Consider the following 16,317-nt stretch of genomic DNA (forward strand, 5'->3'; position numbering starts at 1 on the left):
GTCATACGCAAGTGCTCCGCGACGGAACGTGCGTACGACGGCACCGGGCCCGCTGCTCCATGTGTCCACATGCCGAGGGACCTCCCAGCCACTTCGCGCGACGTGAGGGAGCACCCCCAGGTGGGTACGTCTCGGGACACCCGAGCATCCGATGCCCCGACTCCTTGGTGGGTGCCTTCACGCAAAGTACGGTCCTCGACAGAACCCGCCCTGGAGTCCCCCGTCATGGTCTCGCGTCGCTTGGTTGTCCCCGTGGTGTCGCTCGGCCTGGCCGCGCTCGTGGTGGTGCTCGCGGTGAGCAAGGACCGCGAAACGTCGGGCCCGGAGCCCCGACCCGACGTGGCCTCCACGCCACCACCTGCGACATGCCCTCCGGGATTCCGCCCCTTCACCCTGACGAACCAGGCGAGCCAGACGGTGTGGCTCGGGCAGACGGCGGGCGCCGCGCCTCCGCCCTTCACCTGCACCACCGACACGGACTGTGGTCCGAATCAGCAGTGCAACAACCCGGGCTGTACCAACAGCGCCGACTGCAACGCCGGCAACCTGTGTGACACCAACACCGGCCAGTGCATGGTGGCGCCCGGCACCACGTGCAACGGCGGCGCGCCCATCGTCACTGTCACCCTCCCCTCCATGCAGTGTACGGGCGCCAGGCAGGTGGCGACCTGCTCGGGCTGCGGCGCAGAGGGCTGCGACTCCACCACCGGCCTGTGCAAGTGCGCGACGGGTGGCCAGGGCGCGTGCCCCACGGGGACGACGTGCGCCAACACCGTGCAGGAGTGCAGCCTCGCCAACGGCGGCACCTGCTACTTCCAGCAGGTCGTCCCCGGCGAGAACCAGGCCTGCGGCTCGGGCAACACCACGTGCCCGAAGGGACAGACGTGCGACGTGGAGCTGGGCCTGTGCCAGTACCCGCGCACGGACGGCGGCGTCCCCCTGGACGCGCTGGAGCTGACGCCCCAGGAGACGGACACGCTGTGCATGCCGTCCTCGCTTCCGCCCGCGTATGCCAATCTCCAACCCCAGCTCACGGCCTGCACCCAGGACTCGCAATGCCAGAGCAACCGCTGCCTGCTGGCCAGCGGCCCCGACATCGCAAACCCTCCCACGGCATGTCCCCAGGACGCGGGCTCCACCGCGTGCCTGTGCCGTCCCGTCGTCGGCTGGAGCGGCGGCATCTTCGGACGCACGGGGTGCCAGGCCGACGGAACGAAGTGCCAGAGCGCGGACTGCGGCAACGGACCCGGCATGCCCTGTCCCCTGGGCAAGGGCGGCACCAACCCCTTCGCCGCGGCGGAGTTCACCCTCCAGCCCAATGCCTCCGACTTCTACGACGTCACCGTCATCAACGGAGCGAACGTCAGCATCCAGATGGGGCCCACCAATGACGGCGGCTTCGCGCCGACGTCCCAGCCGTCGCCCTACACCTGCGGAACGGCGGGCTCACGCAGCGCCCAGAGCGTTCCCGACGCGGGGACGCTGGAGGCGTGCTCGTGGCAGTTCACCCCGGACACGACGGCGGGGCTCCCGGCTGACTACTCCACCCTGCTGCGCGCCATCGTCCTGCCGACGTGCGGCTCGAACACCGACTGCGGAGCGAACACCACCTGCATCGGCGGCGTGTGCCAGCCCACGCTGACGAAGTGCGCCCTCACCGAGCCGTACTGCGCGGGCAACGCCGTGTGCAGCGACCCCAACAACCCCGGCGCCGGCTATTGCAGCACCTGTGCGTCGAACAGTGACTGCGCGGGCCTGGCTGACGGAGGCACGCCGACGTGCGGCACGGCCTTCCTGCCCGGCGTCAACACGATGACGCCGCTCATCCAGACGTGTGGCCAGTCCATCGGCTGGTGGTCCTACGAGGACCTCTGCGCGGCGATGCCTCCGTTCAGCTATGGCCCGCTGAACTGCTCGCAGGTGATGAGCGCGGGCACGGTGACGGACACGCTGAACAACCTCTTCCAGTGCGCGGGGAACTTCGGCCAGTCCTGCTACAACTCGAGCGCGGGAAACACCCCCGCCTGCTGCGGCTGCGCGACGTTCCCCGGCAACCCCGCGGGGAGCTTCTGGCCCACCACGCTGGAGGCGGGCAACAACCCGGCCCAGCAGAACCAAGGGCAGTGCATCAACAACAACACCGGGTGGGCGCAGAACGTCCAGCCGTGGCTCGCGTTCCTCAAGAAGGCGTGCCCGACCGCGTACACGTATGCCTATGACGACGCGACGAGCACCTTCACGTGCATGACTCCAGGCACCGGGGGCCCGGACGGCGGGACTCCCAACTCGGTGGGCTACGGCATCGTCTTCGGTGACGTGAACTAGCCCACGAGGCCGGGCACGCTCCCCATGACGCCAGGGCGTGCTCGGCCTCAAGTGGGATTGCGCTCAGAGCAGCGAGCGCACGGCGTCCACGACCTGGGGCCACTCGCGCGAGCGCGGGTCCACGACTTCGAAGTGGCCCGCTCCTGGCAGCACGACACAGCGCACGTCGTCTCCGTGCGCGCGGCCCCGGGCACAGAAGTCCGCGCTCATCGCCACGGGGACGGTGTCGTCCTCGGAGCCATGGAGGATGACCTGGGGGACACCCAGGGGCTGGAGCGCGGCGGGAGAGGAGCGTTGGTAGCGCAGAGGCACCTCCAGCGGAGAGCCGCCGAGGAGCGCCTCCGCGGCGTTTTCGCTCAGGCCCAGCTCGTAGGCGCGCGTCACGTCGGCCACGCCCGCGAGCGAGACGATGCCGCGCGGGCGCAGCGGGTCTTCGCCGCGCAGGGAGACACCGGGCGGCAGCCGGTGACGGGCCCCGAGCCACAGCGCGAGGTGGCCGCCCGCCGAGTGTCCCAGGAAGACGACTCGGGAGAGGTCCAGCGGGTGGGAGTCCGCGAGGGTGCGCAGGAAGTCCGCGCCGAGCGCGACGTCCTCCAGCGTGCCGGGGTAGCCGCCGCCCTCGTGGCCGATGCGTCGGAACTCCAGGTTCCAGGTGGCGAAGCCGCTCGCGGTGAGCGCGGCGCACAGGTGGCCCAGGTGGGCCAGGTCATACTTCGCGCGCCAGAAGCCCCCGTGGATGGCGACGACGACGGGGTGGGGCCCCCTGCCCGGTGGAAGCCGCAGCTCCCCGAAGTGATGCGGCCCCGGGGCATACGCGATGCGTGCATCCGGCGCGGCGGGCGCCTCCTCGAGAATCCACTGCGAGCTCATGCCACCCCTCCTGATGGGCCACCGACGATTCCGAAGCCCGATGCGGCCTCAATCCAATGGATGCGCGGTCCTCGTCGGAGAACCCCGCGCACCGTCACGTAGCGTTGCTCCAGATGCGCGGCAGCGGCCTGTCGGTACTCCACCGCGCCTAGCATGACGCGCGCCTTGAGCAGTTCGTCCTCCACCTGCACCTGGAGGACCACGGGCCCTTCGACCGCGCCCTGCTCCCCCGGTGCGCCCATCAGCTCGCTGACCTGTCCCACGAACTGCGCGGGCTGCATCTCACGCGTGGTGTCACGTTCGAGCCCGAAGCGCGGCAAATCCCTCCGAGCTTGCAGCAGGTCGTGCAGGATGGACTCGACAGACCGCCCTTCCCACTCCGAGACGCGCCGCGCGATGGCGACCATCGCGTCACCATAGTCGGCGAGGTCACGGTCCAGCGGGACCTGCACCTCCACGAGAGGCTCGCGGTCTCTCCGGTAGATGGCGGCATAGGGGCGACGCGAGGGCACGCGACTCCAGCCACGCGCCTCCAGGTAGGCCCTCACGTCCAGGAAGTCGACTCGGGTTCCCAGCCGAAACAGCGGCTCGCCACTCATGGGCGGAGATCCTCGCCTACCGAGCAGCCAGCCCGGGCCGCGACGGCATGCACGTACGCGAAGCTGAGCTGCTCCTTGATGTCATTTGGACCCAACATCCCGCCCCTCCACCTCCACCTGTCCCCGAAGGCCGCCGACTGTACCTCGCTCCACCCCCATCCACGGCCCTCCCAGGCAGGCAACCTCCTGGGGCGTCCGAGTGTCCTCCGGACGCCACTCCCACCCTCCCCGAGCCCCTCCGAAGTGTTGCCAAGCGGGCTTTAAACGTTTTTAGACCAAGGATTTAGGCTTCATTCTCACGAATTTAGGCTTGATTTCCCGTCTCCAAATGTAAATACCTGCGCCCACGGATTCGCTGCCGCCGTTTTTGACGGCGGTCACCGGCCTGGAGGCACGGAAACATGGAGACGAAGGGGCTGCGGACGTTCCTGGAGATTCCCTACGACGAGCTGGAGGAGCGCAACCTCAAGGTGAAGGAGCAGCGCGTCCAGCACGTGGCCGCGGACAAGGTCCGTGAGGAGCGCATCAAGTACCTCACCGACGAGCGCAACCTGAAGGCCGTCACCGTGTGCTTCACCGACCTCGAGGGTCGGCTGCACATGCTGGACTACGACAAGAAGTTCCTGCTCAAGAGCGCCGACAACCTCACCTTCGACGGCTCCTCCATCCGCGGCTTCTCCCAGCAGTCGGAGAGCGACCTGCGGCTGAACATCGACTGGGGCTCCTTCTACTGGCTGCCCTCCGACATCTTCGGCCCCGGCAAGGTGCTGGTGTTCAGCGAAGTGCTGGAGCGCGACGGCAGCCCGTACCACGCGGACATGCGCGGCCAGCTCAAGCGCATCACCGAGGCGCTGTACCAGAAGGACGGCACCGTCTTCCACGCCGCGCCCGAAGTCGAAGGCTTCCTCTTCAAGGGCCGCGACGCCGAGCGCCACTACCACGAGACGGGCAAGTTCGACTTCATCTCCACCGGCGGCTACTACCACTCGCTGCCCGGTGACCCGCTGCGCGCCTTCATCGACAAGGCCGCCGAGGCCCAGCGCGCCATGGGCTTCCAGAACGAGAAGGACCACCCGGAAGTGGCTCCCAGCCAGTTCGAGATGAACTTCTCGTACAGCGAGGCGCTCATCTCCGCGGACCAGATTCAGCTCTACAAGCTGCTGTGCCGCCAGGTCGCCGCGCAGATGGACACCACCGCCAGCTTCCTCCCGAAGCCGGTGACGGGCGTCAACGGCAACGGCATGCACATGAACATGTCGCTGTCGAAGAACAACAAGAACCTGTTCTACGACAAGGCCGGCGAGGACAACCTGAGCCAGATGGGCTGGGACTTCATCGACCGGCTCCTCACCAACGCCAACGACATCTGCCTGGTCCTCAACTCCAGCGTGAATGCGTACCGCCGCCTGGACCCGCACTACGAGGCCCCGAATCAGATCAAGGCCAGCGCCAACAACCGCGGCGCCATGGTGCGCATCCCGTACGGCAACGAGCGCTCGGCGCGCGTCGAGTGCCGCTCCGTCGCCCCGGACGCCAACCCGTACCTGGTGCTCTACTCGCTCTTGCGCACCGGCCTGGAGGGCCCGCAGCCGCAGGAGGACGCGGAGACCAAGCGCAGCCGCACCCGCTTCCTGCCGGACAACATCTTCGACGCCATCCGCCTCTTCAAGGGCAGCTCGTTCATCGCCAACATCCTGGGTGAGAACGTGCAGTCCAAGTTCGCGGAGCTGAAGACGGCCTCCGCCGAGCGCTGCCCCAAGCAGCTGGGCGCCCGGGTGAAGACGTCCGAAATCCAGTTCCACCACGAAATCACCAACCAGTACCTCTGGAGCCAGTTCTAGGCCCTCGGCCTGGACAGCCCCAGCAGCACCAGGCCCGCCACCACCGCGACTCCGGTGGTGGCGGCCTCCCGCAGGCTCGCGCCAAACGCCACCAGCGTCAGGCCGAGCCCCAGCGTGGGCACCGCCAGTATCGCGTGCACCGGCCGCAAGTCCCGCTGCCGCTTGAAGGAGAGCCACGCCAGCGCCGCCGCCGTGACGCCGTACTGCATCAACACGGCGATGCTGGAGAGCGCGAAGAGCTCCGACAGGTTCCCCAGGTTGACGAAGAGCAGCACCGCGCCCCACGTCACGGCCAGCGCCCGCAGGGGCACGCCCCGGGGTGACATGCCCTCCAGCCCCAACAGCGACCGGCCTCCCGACGCGAGTGCGGACAGGTAGCGCGGCGTCGTCACCATCATCCCCACGCAGATGCCCAGCGCGGACACGCTGGTGCCCGCCGTCACCACCCGCGCAAGCCCCGTCCCGCCCCACACGCCCGCCGCCGCGGCCAGGGGCGCGGCGCTCGTCGCCAGCTCCGGCAGCGCCGCGACACACGCCCAGACGAGCGCCACGTACAGCCCCACCGCGCCCAGCAGCGAGCCCACCGTGGCCATGGGCACGCTGCGCTCCGATGAACGCACCTGCCCGGCAATCACCGGCACGATTTCAAAGCCCTGGTACGCGAACATCACCGTGAGCCCCGCGCGCAGCCACGCGCCATCCGAGAGCCCCGTCGTCGGCGCCACCAGGGGCCCCTCTCCCGTGGCCACGGCGAACGCGATGAGCAACGCGGCCAGCGGCAACAGCTTGAGCACCGTGAGCGACGTCCACGTCCGCGCGGAGACGCGGATGCCCGAGGCGACGATGGCCGCCAGCGCCGTCACCAGCGCGGAGGCCAGCACGCGCTGCCCCACCGGCCCCGCGAGCCCCAGCGACGGCGCGACTGCTTGCGACAACCCCGCCACCACCGCGGACGTGCTCAGGAACGCGCTGACGTAGGCCACCCAGCCGACGAGGAAGGCGACGCGCTCGCCAAACGCCGCCCGCGCGAAGACGACGGGACCGCCATCCGCGTCGAAGCGGCGACCCAGCACCGCGAAGGCCAGCGCCACCGGAATCAGCGACAGCCCGGTGAGCGCGAAGGCGAGCACCGCGCCCAGGCCCGGTGCGTGCGCGGCCACCTCCGCGGGCGCGAAGAAGATGCCCACCCCGACGATGCCGTTGACGCCCAGGGCGAGGAGCTGAAACGGACCGACCGTTCGTTCCTGGGACGACGAGGTAGGAGCGGCGAGGGGTGGGGGCACGGTCGGCAGTTCACTACAGGGCTGGCGCCGGCACCAACTCCACCCCCTGTCCTGGCGACGCGCCGGGTCGGGCGGGAGGTCGCGATATACTCGGCGGTGGCCGGGCGTTTGGCTGGGAGCGTCGCACCGGGCTCCTCCACGCGCCCGGACAGGGAGCCAAGATGCGCCGGTACGGACTGATGCTGGGGTTGCTGCTCACGGGGTGCTCCACGCTCACCCGTCCGCTCGGGGCGAACATCAACCCGGAGACTGGGGAGTACGAGACGCCCGTCGAGGAGACGGTGTACCTGGTGCCCGTCGAGGACGCGATGATGACGGCGCGGCGCATCCTGGAGTCGGAGCGCTACGACGTGCTGGAGAAGGAGGGCGGGCTGGAGCTGTTCTCCTCCGCGCACGAGCCGGGGAAGAACCAGCAGAACCTGCGCACCATCGAGCGCTACTACGTCAAGGGCGAGCGGCTGGGGCCTCGCAAGACGCTCGTCCGCGTCTTCCGCCTTCGCTACAACGAGATGGAGAACGTCGTCGAACAGGGGCCGCGCGTGGCGGGCTCGACGAACAAGGACCTGCTCTCCGAGCAGAACTCGAACCCCCTGGATGCACGGCTGGAGGCCTTCCGGACGGAGACGAACGCCCAGGGCCTCCGCCAGCAGGTCGCCCTCGCGGACCCGTTCCCGAGCGCGCCCGGCATGGAGCGCTTCCGGATGGTGCACGGCGTGCGCGACTTGGGCATCGAGCGCCAGTTGCTGGAGCGCCTGGAGATGGTGCCGGCGCTGGAGCTGGTGGGCGGCAACGCGCCCGTGCCCATGCGCTCGGTGATGCTGGAGGGCTGGGGTGAGCGGGGCGAGGCGGGAGCGGTCAGCGCGGCGGAGTGCGGCGCGCCCGTGGATGGCGCAAGCCCCCTGCTGACCGCGGGCCAGGTGCTGTTCGTCGCCGACCCGCTGGGCACCCAGGAGGTGCCGTCCATGGCGCTGCGGATGCTGTGCGAGGCCACCGCCCAGGGGCTGCCGGTGACGCTGGCCCTGTCGGTGCCCTCCTCCGAGCAGCCGCTCCTGGAGCGCTACCTCGCCAGCGAGGGCAAGTCCGAGGACGCGCAGGAGCTGCTGTCGGAGAGCGCCTTCTGGCGCCGCGTGTACCAGGACGGGCGCAGCAGCCGCGCCATGCTGTGGCTCGTCGAGCAGGTGCGCCGCCTGCGCGCCTCCGGCAAGGACGTGGCCCTGGCCGCGATTGACGGAGAGAAGGTCCAGGGCAACGAGCGCGAGGCGCTGATGGCGAAGAACCTGCTCGCCTCCCAGTCCAAGCGCGCCGGGGCCTGGACGCTGGTGCTCACCGGCAGCGTGCACGCGCGCACCGCGAAGGTGGGCTGGGACGGTGACTTCGAGCCGATGGGCGCGCGCGTGTTCCGCGCCCTGCCCAGCGCCGTGCGCGCCCTGGACATCGGCTTCAAGCGCGGCACCCAGTTCTCCTGCCGCTACAGCGTCTGGGAGGACGTGGAGTGCAACGTCTTCGCCATCAGCCCGACGAACGAGGCGCTGCAGCTCTCCAAGGTGAACCCGGGCGTGCAGCTCTTCGGCGAGACGCGGCCGGACGGCTTCCACGGGCGGCTGTACCTGGGCGCGCTGAACGCCTCGCCTCCGGCGCTCCAGTCGCAGAGCCAGGTCGCGCTGCGCTCCACGGCGAAGTAGTCCACGGGCCCTCCTCTTTCGAAGCCTCCAGAACCCCGGCGCCCGTCACTTGGGCCGGGGCTTCGTCATGTCCACCCCGGCAAGGTTCGCCGGGGACGGCAAGCGTTGCCGTTCCGAAAACCGCGCCGCGCGGCAACTCCTGCCGGAGTGGCGAGCCCCCTCGCCCGGGAAGCGGGCCGCGAGGCGCTGGCATCATCGTTGCTCTTCCCTGTCCCAGCACGCCACCCGGGTTTGCGCATGACGCGACATCTCGAGGGCGGCGCGCAGGACAAGGAAAACCCCATGATGAAGAACACCTTCACGAAGTCGGTGGCTGCTCTCGCGCTGCTCGGTGCGCTGCCCTCCGTGGCAGCTACCGCGTCGTACGCGGGCGCGCTGTGCACGTCCGTGTCGGGCTTCAAGACGCCCAGCATCTTCCGCAGCGGCCGGCTCATCAACCAGACCGGCGAGGCCATCGAGGTTGTCTGTCCCGTGCAGCGCAACGTCGTCGCCCCCACGTTCAACGAGAACGCCTCGTTCCTCATCACGGTTCGGGATCCGCACCTCACCGAGAACGTGTGCTGCACCGCGACGGTGACGGAGCCCGATGGGACGGCCATCGCCTCCGACTCCGGCTGCACCAGCGGCGCCGACACCGCCGCCCCGAAGAGCATCTCCCTCAACCTGGCGACGGTGTTCGCGTCCGTGAACGGCTACATCGCGCTGCGCTGCGAGCTGCCGGGCCCCTATGCCGGCCACCAGACCGCGCTCTCCAGCTTCTACGTCGCGGAGTAGCCACCATGTCCAAGGTCCGCTGGGGAGTCCTGGGGTTGGCTGGAGCCACCGTGGCCGCCGCCGGAGTGTGGAGTCTGAGGGGGGACGCGCCCATGACGGGCGTGCCGACGACGACTGTCGCGGAGGTTCGCACCGGACCTCCAGCGGACCTGGAGCAGGAAGTGCGCGCGCTGCGCGCGGAGCTGGAGGCCCTGCGTCGCACTCAGGGCCGCCTGGAGCAGCACCCGCACGCGGCGCCGGTGCTCCCCGTGGGGAACGCCGCCGGAAAGCAGGAGGAGGACGCCGAGGGCCAGGACGCGAAGCCCACCGAGGAGGCCCAGCGGGCCGCCCAGGAGCAACGGCGTCAGGAACGGGTGATGGAGCTGGACGCGGAGCTGGAGGCCGCCGCGAACACGGAGCCTCGGGACGCGCAGTGGGCGTCACCCACCGAGTCGCTCGTCACCCAATCCTTCCAGGGGCCGGACTTCGTGGGCTCGCGGCTGGCGCGCGTGGAGTGCCGCACGCACCTGTGCACGCTGGAAGTGGAGCACGACGACGGAGAGGCCCAGGCGGAGCTGCTCACCTCGCTCTCGCGCGTGAAGGGCCTGCGGGGACAGACCGTGGTGCGTCCCCGGAACGAAGGAGGACGCCGCACCTCTCGCGTCTACCTCTCCCGGGCGGGAGAACGCCTGCCCCTGACTCCGCGCAAGTGAGCATCCTGCGCTCGGGCCCCAGGCGGCTCTTTTCCAGGATACCCCTGGGTTGCCCGATTCGGCGCGAGCGTGCCAGCATGGACGTCCGCCCGATGTCCGCTCCGCCTCCCAGTGCTCGCGACACCCGCCCCATCGGCACTCCCTCGGAGCCCTCCGGGGCAGGCGCGGCCTATCTGCTGGTGCTGGAGGGCGAGTCGTCCTGGCGCTTCCCGCTGCCGGCCGAGGGCGTGGTGCTGGTGGGCCGCGACGACAAGGCGGACCTGAAGCTGAAGGACGAGAGCGTGTCGCGCCGTCACGCCCGCATCCTGGTGACGGACGAGGGCGCGCGCGTGGTGGACCTGGGCAGCCAGAACGGGACATCGCTCAACGGGCGTCCGCTCGACGACGCCCGGCCGCTGTTGTCCGGGGACGTGGTCTCCTTCGGCGCGGTGGTGGCGGTGGTGCGCGCGAAGCGCCGTCCCATGCCGGCGCGCAGGGCGCTCGATGCGGAGCGGCTGATGGGGCAGTTGCGCGAGGAGGTGGAGCGCGCGCTGCGCTATGGCCGGCCGCTCACGGTGCTGACGCTCGCGCTGGCGGAGCAGGACTTGTCCGAGCGCGAGGCGGTGGAGGCGGTGCTGGGCTCGGACGCGGGGCCCGCGGAGGCGGCGGGCTGGCTGGACGGGGAGCACCTGCTGTGGCTGTTGCCGGAGGTCTCCGGAGAGCCGGGCGAGGAGGGGCTGGGGGAGCGCGTGGAGGCGCTCTTGAGCGCGAGTCCTCGCGCGCGGCTGGGCGCCGCCACGTGTCCTTCGGATGGGTGTGACGCGGAGACGCTGGTGGCCGCGGCGCGCACGGCCGCGCGCACGGCGGCGCCCGGGGGCTTCGCGTCGGCGGCGGAGGGCATCACCCGGGTGACGCTGGCCGAGCGCACGGTGCTGGTGGCGGACCCGGCGATGGCGCAGCTCTACGCGCTCTTGCGCAGGCTGGCGGCCAGCGAGCTTCCAGTGCTGGTGTGCGGGGAGACGGGCGCGGGCAAGGAGAACGCCGCCTTCGCGGTGCACCATTGGTCTCGTCGGACGTCCGGGCCGTTCATCCCCGTCAACTGCGCCGCGCTCCCGGAAGGCCTGGTGGAGAGCGAGCTGTTCGGCCACGAGCGCGGGGCTTTCACCGGAGCCACCACGTCTCGCGCGGGGTTGCTGGAGAGCGCGCAGGGCGGCACGGTATTCCTGGATGAAGTGGGCGAGCTGCCCGCGTCCGCGCAGGCCAAGCTGCTGCGCGCGCTGGAGGTGCGTCGCATCACCCGCGTGGGAGACACGAAGGAGCGGCCCATCGACATCCGAGTGGTGGCCGCCACGCATCGGGACCTGGAGGCGGACGTGTCCGCGGGGCGCTTCCGGCAGGACCTGTACTTCCGGCTGGGCGCGGCCACGGTGCTGCTGCCGCCGCTGCGTGAGCGACCTCGCGAGGTGCCCATGCTCGCGCGCGACTTCCTGGAGCGGGCCTGTCTGGCGCTGGGGCGCGGCGGACTGGAGCTGGCATCGGGCACGCTGCACGCGCTGTCGCGGCACTCGTGGCCGGGCAACGTGCGCGAGCTGCGCAACCTGATGGACTACGTGGCGGCGGCGGTGACAGGGGACGTGGTGGAGCCGCATCACCTGCCGGCGCGCATGGCGGGTGGCCGGACGGTGGCGCAGGCGGAGCCCGTGGTGTCGGAACCGGAGCATGCGACGACATCGACGCAGCGACCCCGGCAGCCGCTGGCGCAGGAGATTCGTGAGCTGGAGCGGCGCAGGATGCAGGAGGCGCTGGAGGCGGCGGAGGGCGTGCAGACGCGCGCGGCGGCGCTCATCGGCATGCCCATCCGGACGTTCTCGTTCAAGCTGAAGCAGCTGGGCTTGCAGCCTCGCGCCGCGCGCCGAGGCACCTCGCCGGAATGAGCGCGCCATCCGGGCTGCTGGAGCCCCCCCGCGAGTTCGAGGAGTACCAGGTGCTCCGCCCCCTGGGGCGCGGCGCCATGGGACAGGTCTTCCTCGCGCGCGACACGCTGCTGGACCGGTTGGTGGCGGTGAAGTTCATCGCGACGCCCGCGGGGCGACTGCCGGACGCGGTGGCGCGCGCGCGGTTCTTCCAGGAGGCCCGGGCGATTGCGCGGCTCCAGCACCCCAACGTGGTGGCCATCCACCGCGTGGGCGAGGTGCGCGGCCAGCCCTATCTGGTGTCCGAGCTCATCCGGGGTGAGCCGCTGGACACGCTGCGCAAGCCCATGGACGGGCGGCAGGTGCTGGCGTTGGGGATGGGGTTGGCGCGAGGGCTCGCGGCGGCGCATCGGTGCGGCGTCCTGCACCGCGATATCAAGCCCGCCAATGCCATCCTCTCCGACGAAGGCGAGGTGAAGCTGCTCGACTTCGGGCTCGCGGAGTCGTGGACGGAGGAGGACGGTCCGCGCGCGCGGATGTGGACGGACGCGACGAGCACGGCGGTGGGTGCTCGAGACGCTCATGACTCGGGGCAAGAAGCACCGCGTGCGACGCTCGACACGGGGCGTGGAGATGGCACGGAGGAAGCTCGCGCGGAGACCGCGCGTGGGCCAGAGGCGGAGACGCGTCCCGTGTCGCAGAAGGCACAGGTTCAAACGCGCCCCATGTCACCGGGTGAAGACGCCTCGCCCAGGCCTCAGGCGCGGACACGTCCCTTGTCACCGCCTGGAGGAGAGGCGGAGCCGCACCCGCGGCCTCCCACGAGCGCAACGAGGCCCGCGCGCGATGCCCAACCCGATGCGCCTCCGGACAGCACAACACAGCAGACGGGGGCATCAGGGCCTTCGGCGCACGCGGCAAGCGGCGGCGCTCCGAATCCGAACACGGCCCCTGGAGACGTCTCCGGTCCGCGCGACGCGTCGTCTCCTGGTGGGCCCTGGGACGGTGTGCCGCCCGCGCACCGTGGGGACGCCACGCTCTCGCTGACCGTGCCGGGCACGCCGCTCTACCTCGCGCCCGAGCTGTGGCGCGGCGAGTCCGCCAGTCGGGCCAGCGACATCTACGCGCTGGGCGTGCTCCTCCATGAGCTGTGCACCGGCAACGCGCCCCACGAGCATGTGCCCCTGGCCGAGCTCAAGCGCGCCGTGCTGGAGCAGCGCCCACGCCCGCTCGTGGAGCAGGACCTGGACCTTCCTCCCGGACTGGCCGCCGTGGTGGACCGCTGCCTCGCCCTCTCTCCCGAGCAGCGCTTCGAGTCCGGAGACGCGCTGCGCGAGGCCCTGGAGGCGCTCGCCCACTCGACGCAGGCGAGTCCCCTGCCCTCCGGCAATCCCTATCGCGGACTGCGCGCCTTCGAAGCCGAGCACCGGGGCGTCTTCTTCGGCCGTGAGACGGAGCTGCGCGAGGTGATGGACCGGCTGCGCGGCGAGCGCTTCGTGCTGCTCGCGGGAGACTCGGGCGTCGGCAAGTCGTCGCTGTGTCGCGCCGGGGTGCTGCCCGTCATCGGCGGACGCGGTGACGACGGCCCCGCATGGAACATCATCTCGTGGACTCCTGGACGGCAGCCCCTGGAGGCGCTGGCGGAGGCGCTCGCTCCCGTGCTCGGCGTGGGCGCCGACGTGCTCCTGGCGCAAGTCGCCACCGAGGAACCCGGCGCGCTCGCGCGGGCCTTGCGCCGCCGTCCTTCGGGGGCTCCTCCGGTGCTCCTGTTCATCGACCAGCTCGAGGAGCTCGTCACCTTCTCCGAGCCCGCCCAGGCCGCGCGGTTCGCCGAGGAGCTGGCCCTGGCGCTGCACCGCGTTCCGCGCATCCGTGTGCTGGCCACCGCGCGCAGTGACTGCCTCACGCGACTGGTGGCGTTGCCGGGGCTGGGAGACGAGCTGCCTCGCGCGCTGTACATCGTTCGCGCCCTGTCCGAGCGAGGACTGCGCGAGGCCGTGGAGGGCCCCGCCCGCGCGCTGGGCGTTCGCTTCGAGTCCCCCGCCCTGGTCGACACGCTCGTCACGTCCGCCGCGCGCGCGGATGGTGGGCTCCCGCTGTTGCAGTTCGCGCTGGAAGCGCTGTGGGATGCCCGCGATGTCGCCCGGGGCATCATCCCCACAGAGGCGCTGGTTTCGCTCGGGGGCGTGGAGGGCGCGCTGGCTCGTCACGCGGACTCGGTGGTGGAGCGGCTCCGCCCGGAACAACGTCCGCGCGCGCGGGAGCTGCTGCTGGAGCTGGTCACCCCCGAGGGCACGCGCCTGCGCCGCACCCGCGAGGAGCTGCTGCGCGGCGCCCAGGATGACAACGGTCGCGCGGTGCTGGATGGATTGGTGCGCGGTCGACTGCTCACGGCGGGCGAGGCCGAGAGCGGTGACGGCGTCTACACGCTCGCGCACGAGAGCCTGCTGACGGGCTGGGACACGCTGCGCGGCTGGCTCGGCCAGGATGAACAGCGCCGCGCCATCCGGCACCGCCTCGCTCGTGCCGCCGCCGAGTGGGAGCGCCTGGGCCGCCCCTCCGAGCTGCTCTACTCGGAGCGCCAGCTCACGGAGGCGAGCGCCACCGGAGTGCTCCCCGAGGGGAAGGGGCAAGAGGACTTCCTCACCCGCTCGCAGCAGACGGTGCGTCGTCACCGGGCCGCGCGCTGGACGGTGGCCATCGCCGCGCCGCTCGCGCTCCTGGCCGTGGTGGCCGTGACTCGAGTCCAGTCGCGCTCGCAGCTCGAAGCCCGAATCACCCACCATCTGGACGAGGCGCGAGGGCACCGCGACGAGGCCCTCGAGAAGGACGCGACGGCACAGCGGCTGCGCCAGGAGTCACTCGCCCTCTTCGACACACCGGGTCCCGAGCGCCGCGAAGCCGCCGAGGCGCTGTGGACGCGCGTCCAGGAGGAAGAGCAAGAGGTGGAGACCCTCTCGCTGCGAGCCCAGGCTGCGCTGGAGACGGCCTGGGGCCTGGACCCGGGAAGCCCTCGGGTGAACGAGCCGCTCGCGGACCTGCTCGCCGAGCGCGCGGTACGGGCCGACCGGCAGCGACAGCCCCAGTTGCGCGCGCAACTGCTCGCACGCCTCGCGGCCTACGACACATCAGGACTGCGCCAGCAGAAGCTGGTGGCACCCGCGCGCATCTCCATCGTCACGTCACCCCCTGGGGCACGGGTGCGGCTGCTGAAGGCCACCGCTGGTGACGAGGACGTTTCTGGACAGGACCTCGGTCAGACGCCACTGCGTGAGCTGGAGCTGGCCGAAGGCTCGCACCTGCTGCTGGTGGAGGCTCCGGGTCGCTTCCCCCTACGAGCCCCCATCATGGTGCGCCCGGGCGAGTCGCTCACCCTGGACCTCGCCCTGCCCGAGTCCTCCGCCGTCCCCGAGGGCTTCGTGTACGTGCCCCCCGGCCGCTTCCTCCAGGGCGCCTCGGAGAGCGAATACCTTCGCCGCGCCTTCTTCTTCTCTCCCCCCCTGCATGAGCTGGAGACCGGCGCCTACCTCATCGCCCGGCACGAGGTGACGTTCGGCCAGTACATCGCCTTCCTGGAGACGCTGTCGCCCGAGGAGCGCGCCGCGCGCATGCCGGGCTCTCGACGCCGGCTCACCGTGGTGGACCTGTCCCGAGAGCCCGACGGACGCTGGCGCTTCAACCTGCGCCCCGCCTCCGCCAGCTACAGCGTGCTCAATGGAGAGCGGCTGCGCTACGACACGCGAGACCGCCGCCGCGAGCAGGACTGGCTGCGCTTCCCGGTGTCCGCCATCTCCTTCGAGGACTCGGAAGCCTACGTGGCCTGGCTGGACCGCACCGGCCAGGTTCCCGGAGCCCGCATCTGCACGGAGCACGAGTGGGAGCGCGCCGCCCGAGGAGCCGATGGACGCCGCTACCCGGCGGGTGACTGGCTGTCCCCGGACGACGCCAACCACGACGTGACGTACGGCCGCGAGCCCGGAGGCTTCGGGCCCGACGAGGTCGGCAGCCACCCGCGCTCACGCAGCCCCTTCGGCGTGGACGACCTCGCGGGCAATGTCTGGGAGTGGACCCGCTCCAGCGTGGACCCCTCCAAGCCCTCCGCGCAGGGCGGAAGCTGGTACCAGAGCGACCTCACCGCGCACACCGCCAACCGGGACCGCGTGGAGCCCACACAGCGCGAGGCCCTCATCGGCCTGCGCGTCTGCGCCACTCCGCGTCCCTGAGCCGGCAACCGTCGCCTGGCCCCGGCAACTCTTGCCGGCCGGAACCGCCGGCTTCCGCTGCTTCCCGGGGCTCCGTCCACCCTCCACCCGAGGTGTGTGCGGACGTGTCCGTGGCATACGCCATGCTCTAGCCGCT

10 protein-coding genes are annotated in these 16,317 nt (G+C 71.0%); 7 read left to right on the forward strand and 3 right to left on the reverse strand.

Annotated features, from left to right (window positions below; translation table 11 throughout):
• The first annotated feature begins 225 nt into the window (after positions 1-225).
• Positions 226-2,325: a thaumatin family protein gene (locus LZ199_RS19210; RefSeq protein ID WP_253995172.1), complete on the forward strand. Its 2,100-nt coding sequence runs from the start codon at positions 226-228 to the stop codon at positions 2,323-2,325.
• Positions 2,326-2,388: 63 nt separating this feature from the next.
• Here LZ199_RS19210 and LZ199_RS19215 read toward each other — a convergent pair whose 3' ends face one another.
• Both LZ199_RS19215 and LZ199_RS19220 read right to left on the reverse strand, forming a co-directional pair.
• Positions 2,389-3,195 (reverse strand): alpha/beta hydrolase family protein, encoded by an 807-nt coding sequence (locus LZ199_RS19215; protein WP_253995173.1) that lies wholly within the window; start codon positions 3,193-3,195, stop codon positions 2,389-2,391.
• Entirely contained in the window at positions 3,192-3,794 is a 603-nt protein-coding gene (locus LZ199_RS19220; RefSeq protein ID WP_253995174.1) for a hypothetical protein, read from the reverse strand. Before LZ199_RS19220 ends, LZ199_RS19215 begins: the two co-directional genes overlap by 4 nt.
• A 401-nt stretch (positions 3,795-4,195) precedes the next feature.
• On the opposite strand from LZ199_RS19220, the gene LZ199_RS19225 reads away from it, so the two are divergent.
• Positions 4,196-5,635 (forward strand): glutamine synthetase family protein, encoded by a 1,440-nt coding sequence (locus LZ199_RS19225; protein ID WP_253995175.1) that lies wholly within the window; start codon positions 4,196-4,198, stop codon positions 5,633-5,635.
• Here the strand turns inward: LZ199_RS19225 and LZ199_RS19230 are convergent.
• Positions 5,632-6,918 carry an APC family permease gene (locus LZ199_RS19230; RefSeq protein WP_253995176.1) on the reverse strand — a complete coding sequence of 429 codons (1,287 nt, stop codon included), beginning with the start codon at positions 6,916-6,918 and terminating at the stop codon, positions 5,632-5,634. The genes LZ199_RS19225 and LZ199_RS19230 overlap by 4 nt on opposite strands.
• Positions 6,919-7,079: 161 nt before the next feature.
• Between LZ199_RS19230 and LZ199_RS19235 the strand changes: the two genes are divergently transcribed.
• The 5 genes from LZ199_RS19235 (at position 7,080) to LZ199_RS19255 (ending at position 16,181) form a co-directional block, all read left to right on the forward strand.
• Positions 7,080-8,600 carry a hypothetical protein gene (locus LZ199_RS19235; RefSeq protein WP_253995177.1) on the forward strand — a complete coding sequence of 507 codons (1,521 nt, stop codon included), beginning with the start codon at positions 7,080-7,082 and terminating at the stop codon, positions 8,598-8,600.
• Positions 8,601-8,882: 282 nt separating this feature from the next.
• The gene (locus LZ199_RS19240; RefSeq protein ID WP_253995178.1) at positions 8,883-9,374 is read left to right on the forward strand and encodes a hypothetical protein; all 492 of its coding nucleotides are present in this window, start codon (positions 8,883-8,885) and stop codon (positions 9,372-9,374) included.
• Positions 9,375-9,379: 5 nt separating this feature from the next.
• A complete protein-coding gene (locus LZ199_RS19245; protein ID WP_253995179.1) occupies positions 9,380-10,066 on the forward strand; it encodes a hypothetical protein in 687 nt (228 codons plus the stop codon).
• 77 nt (positions 10,067-10,143) lie between these two features.
• Positions 10,144-11,979, forward strand: a complete 1,836-nt coding sequence (locus LZ199_RS19250; RefSeq protein ID WP_253995180.1) for a sigma 54-interacting transcriptional regulator — start codon at positions 10,144-10,146, stop codon at positions 11,977-11,979.
• Positions 11,976-16,181: an nSTAND1 domain-containing NTPase gene (locus tag LZ199_RS19255; protein WP_253995181.1), complete on the forward strand. Its 4,206-nt coding sequence runs from the start codon at positions 11,976-11,978 to the stop codon at positions 16,179-16,181. The genes LZ199_RS19250 and LZ199_RS19255 overlap by 4 nt, the downstream gene beginning before the upstream one ends.
• Positions 16,182-16,317: the final 136 nt, after the last annotated feature.

Source organism: Myxococcus qinghaiensis, from assembly GCF_024198215.1.
Lineage (GTDB): Bacteria > Myxococcota > Myxococcia > Myxococcales > Myxococcaceae > Myxococcus > Myxococcus qinghaiensis.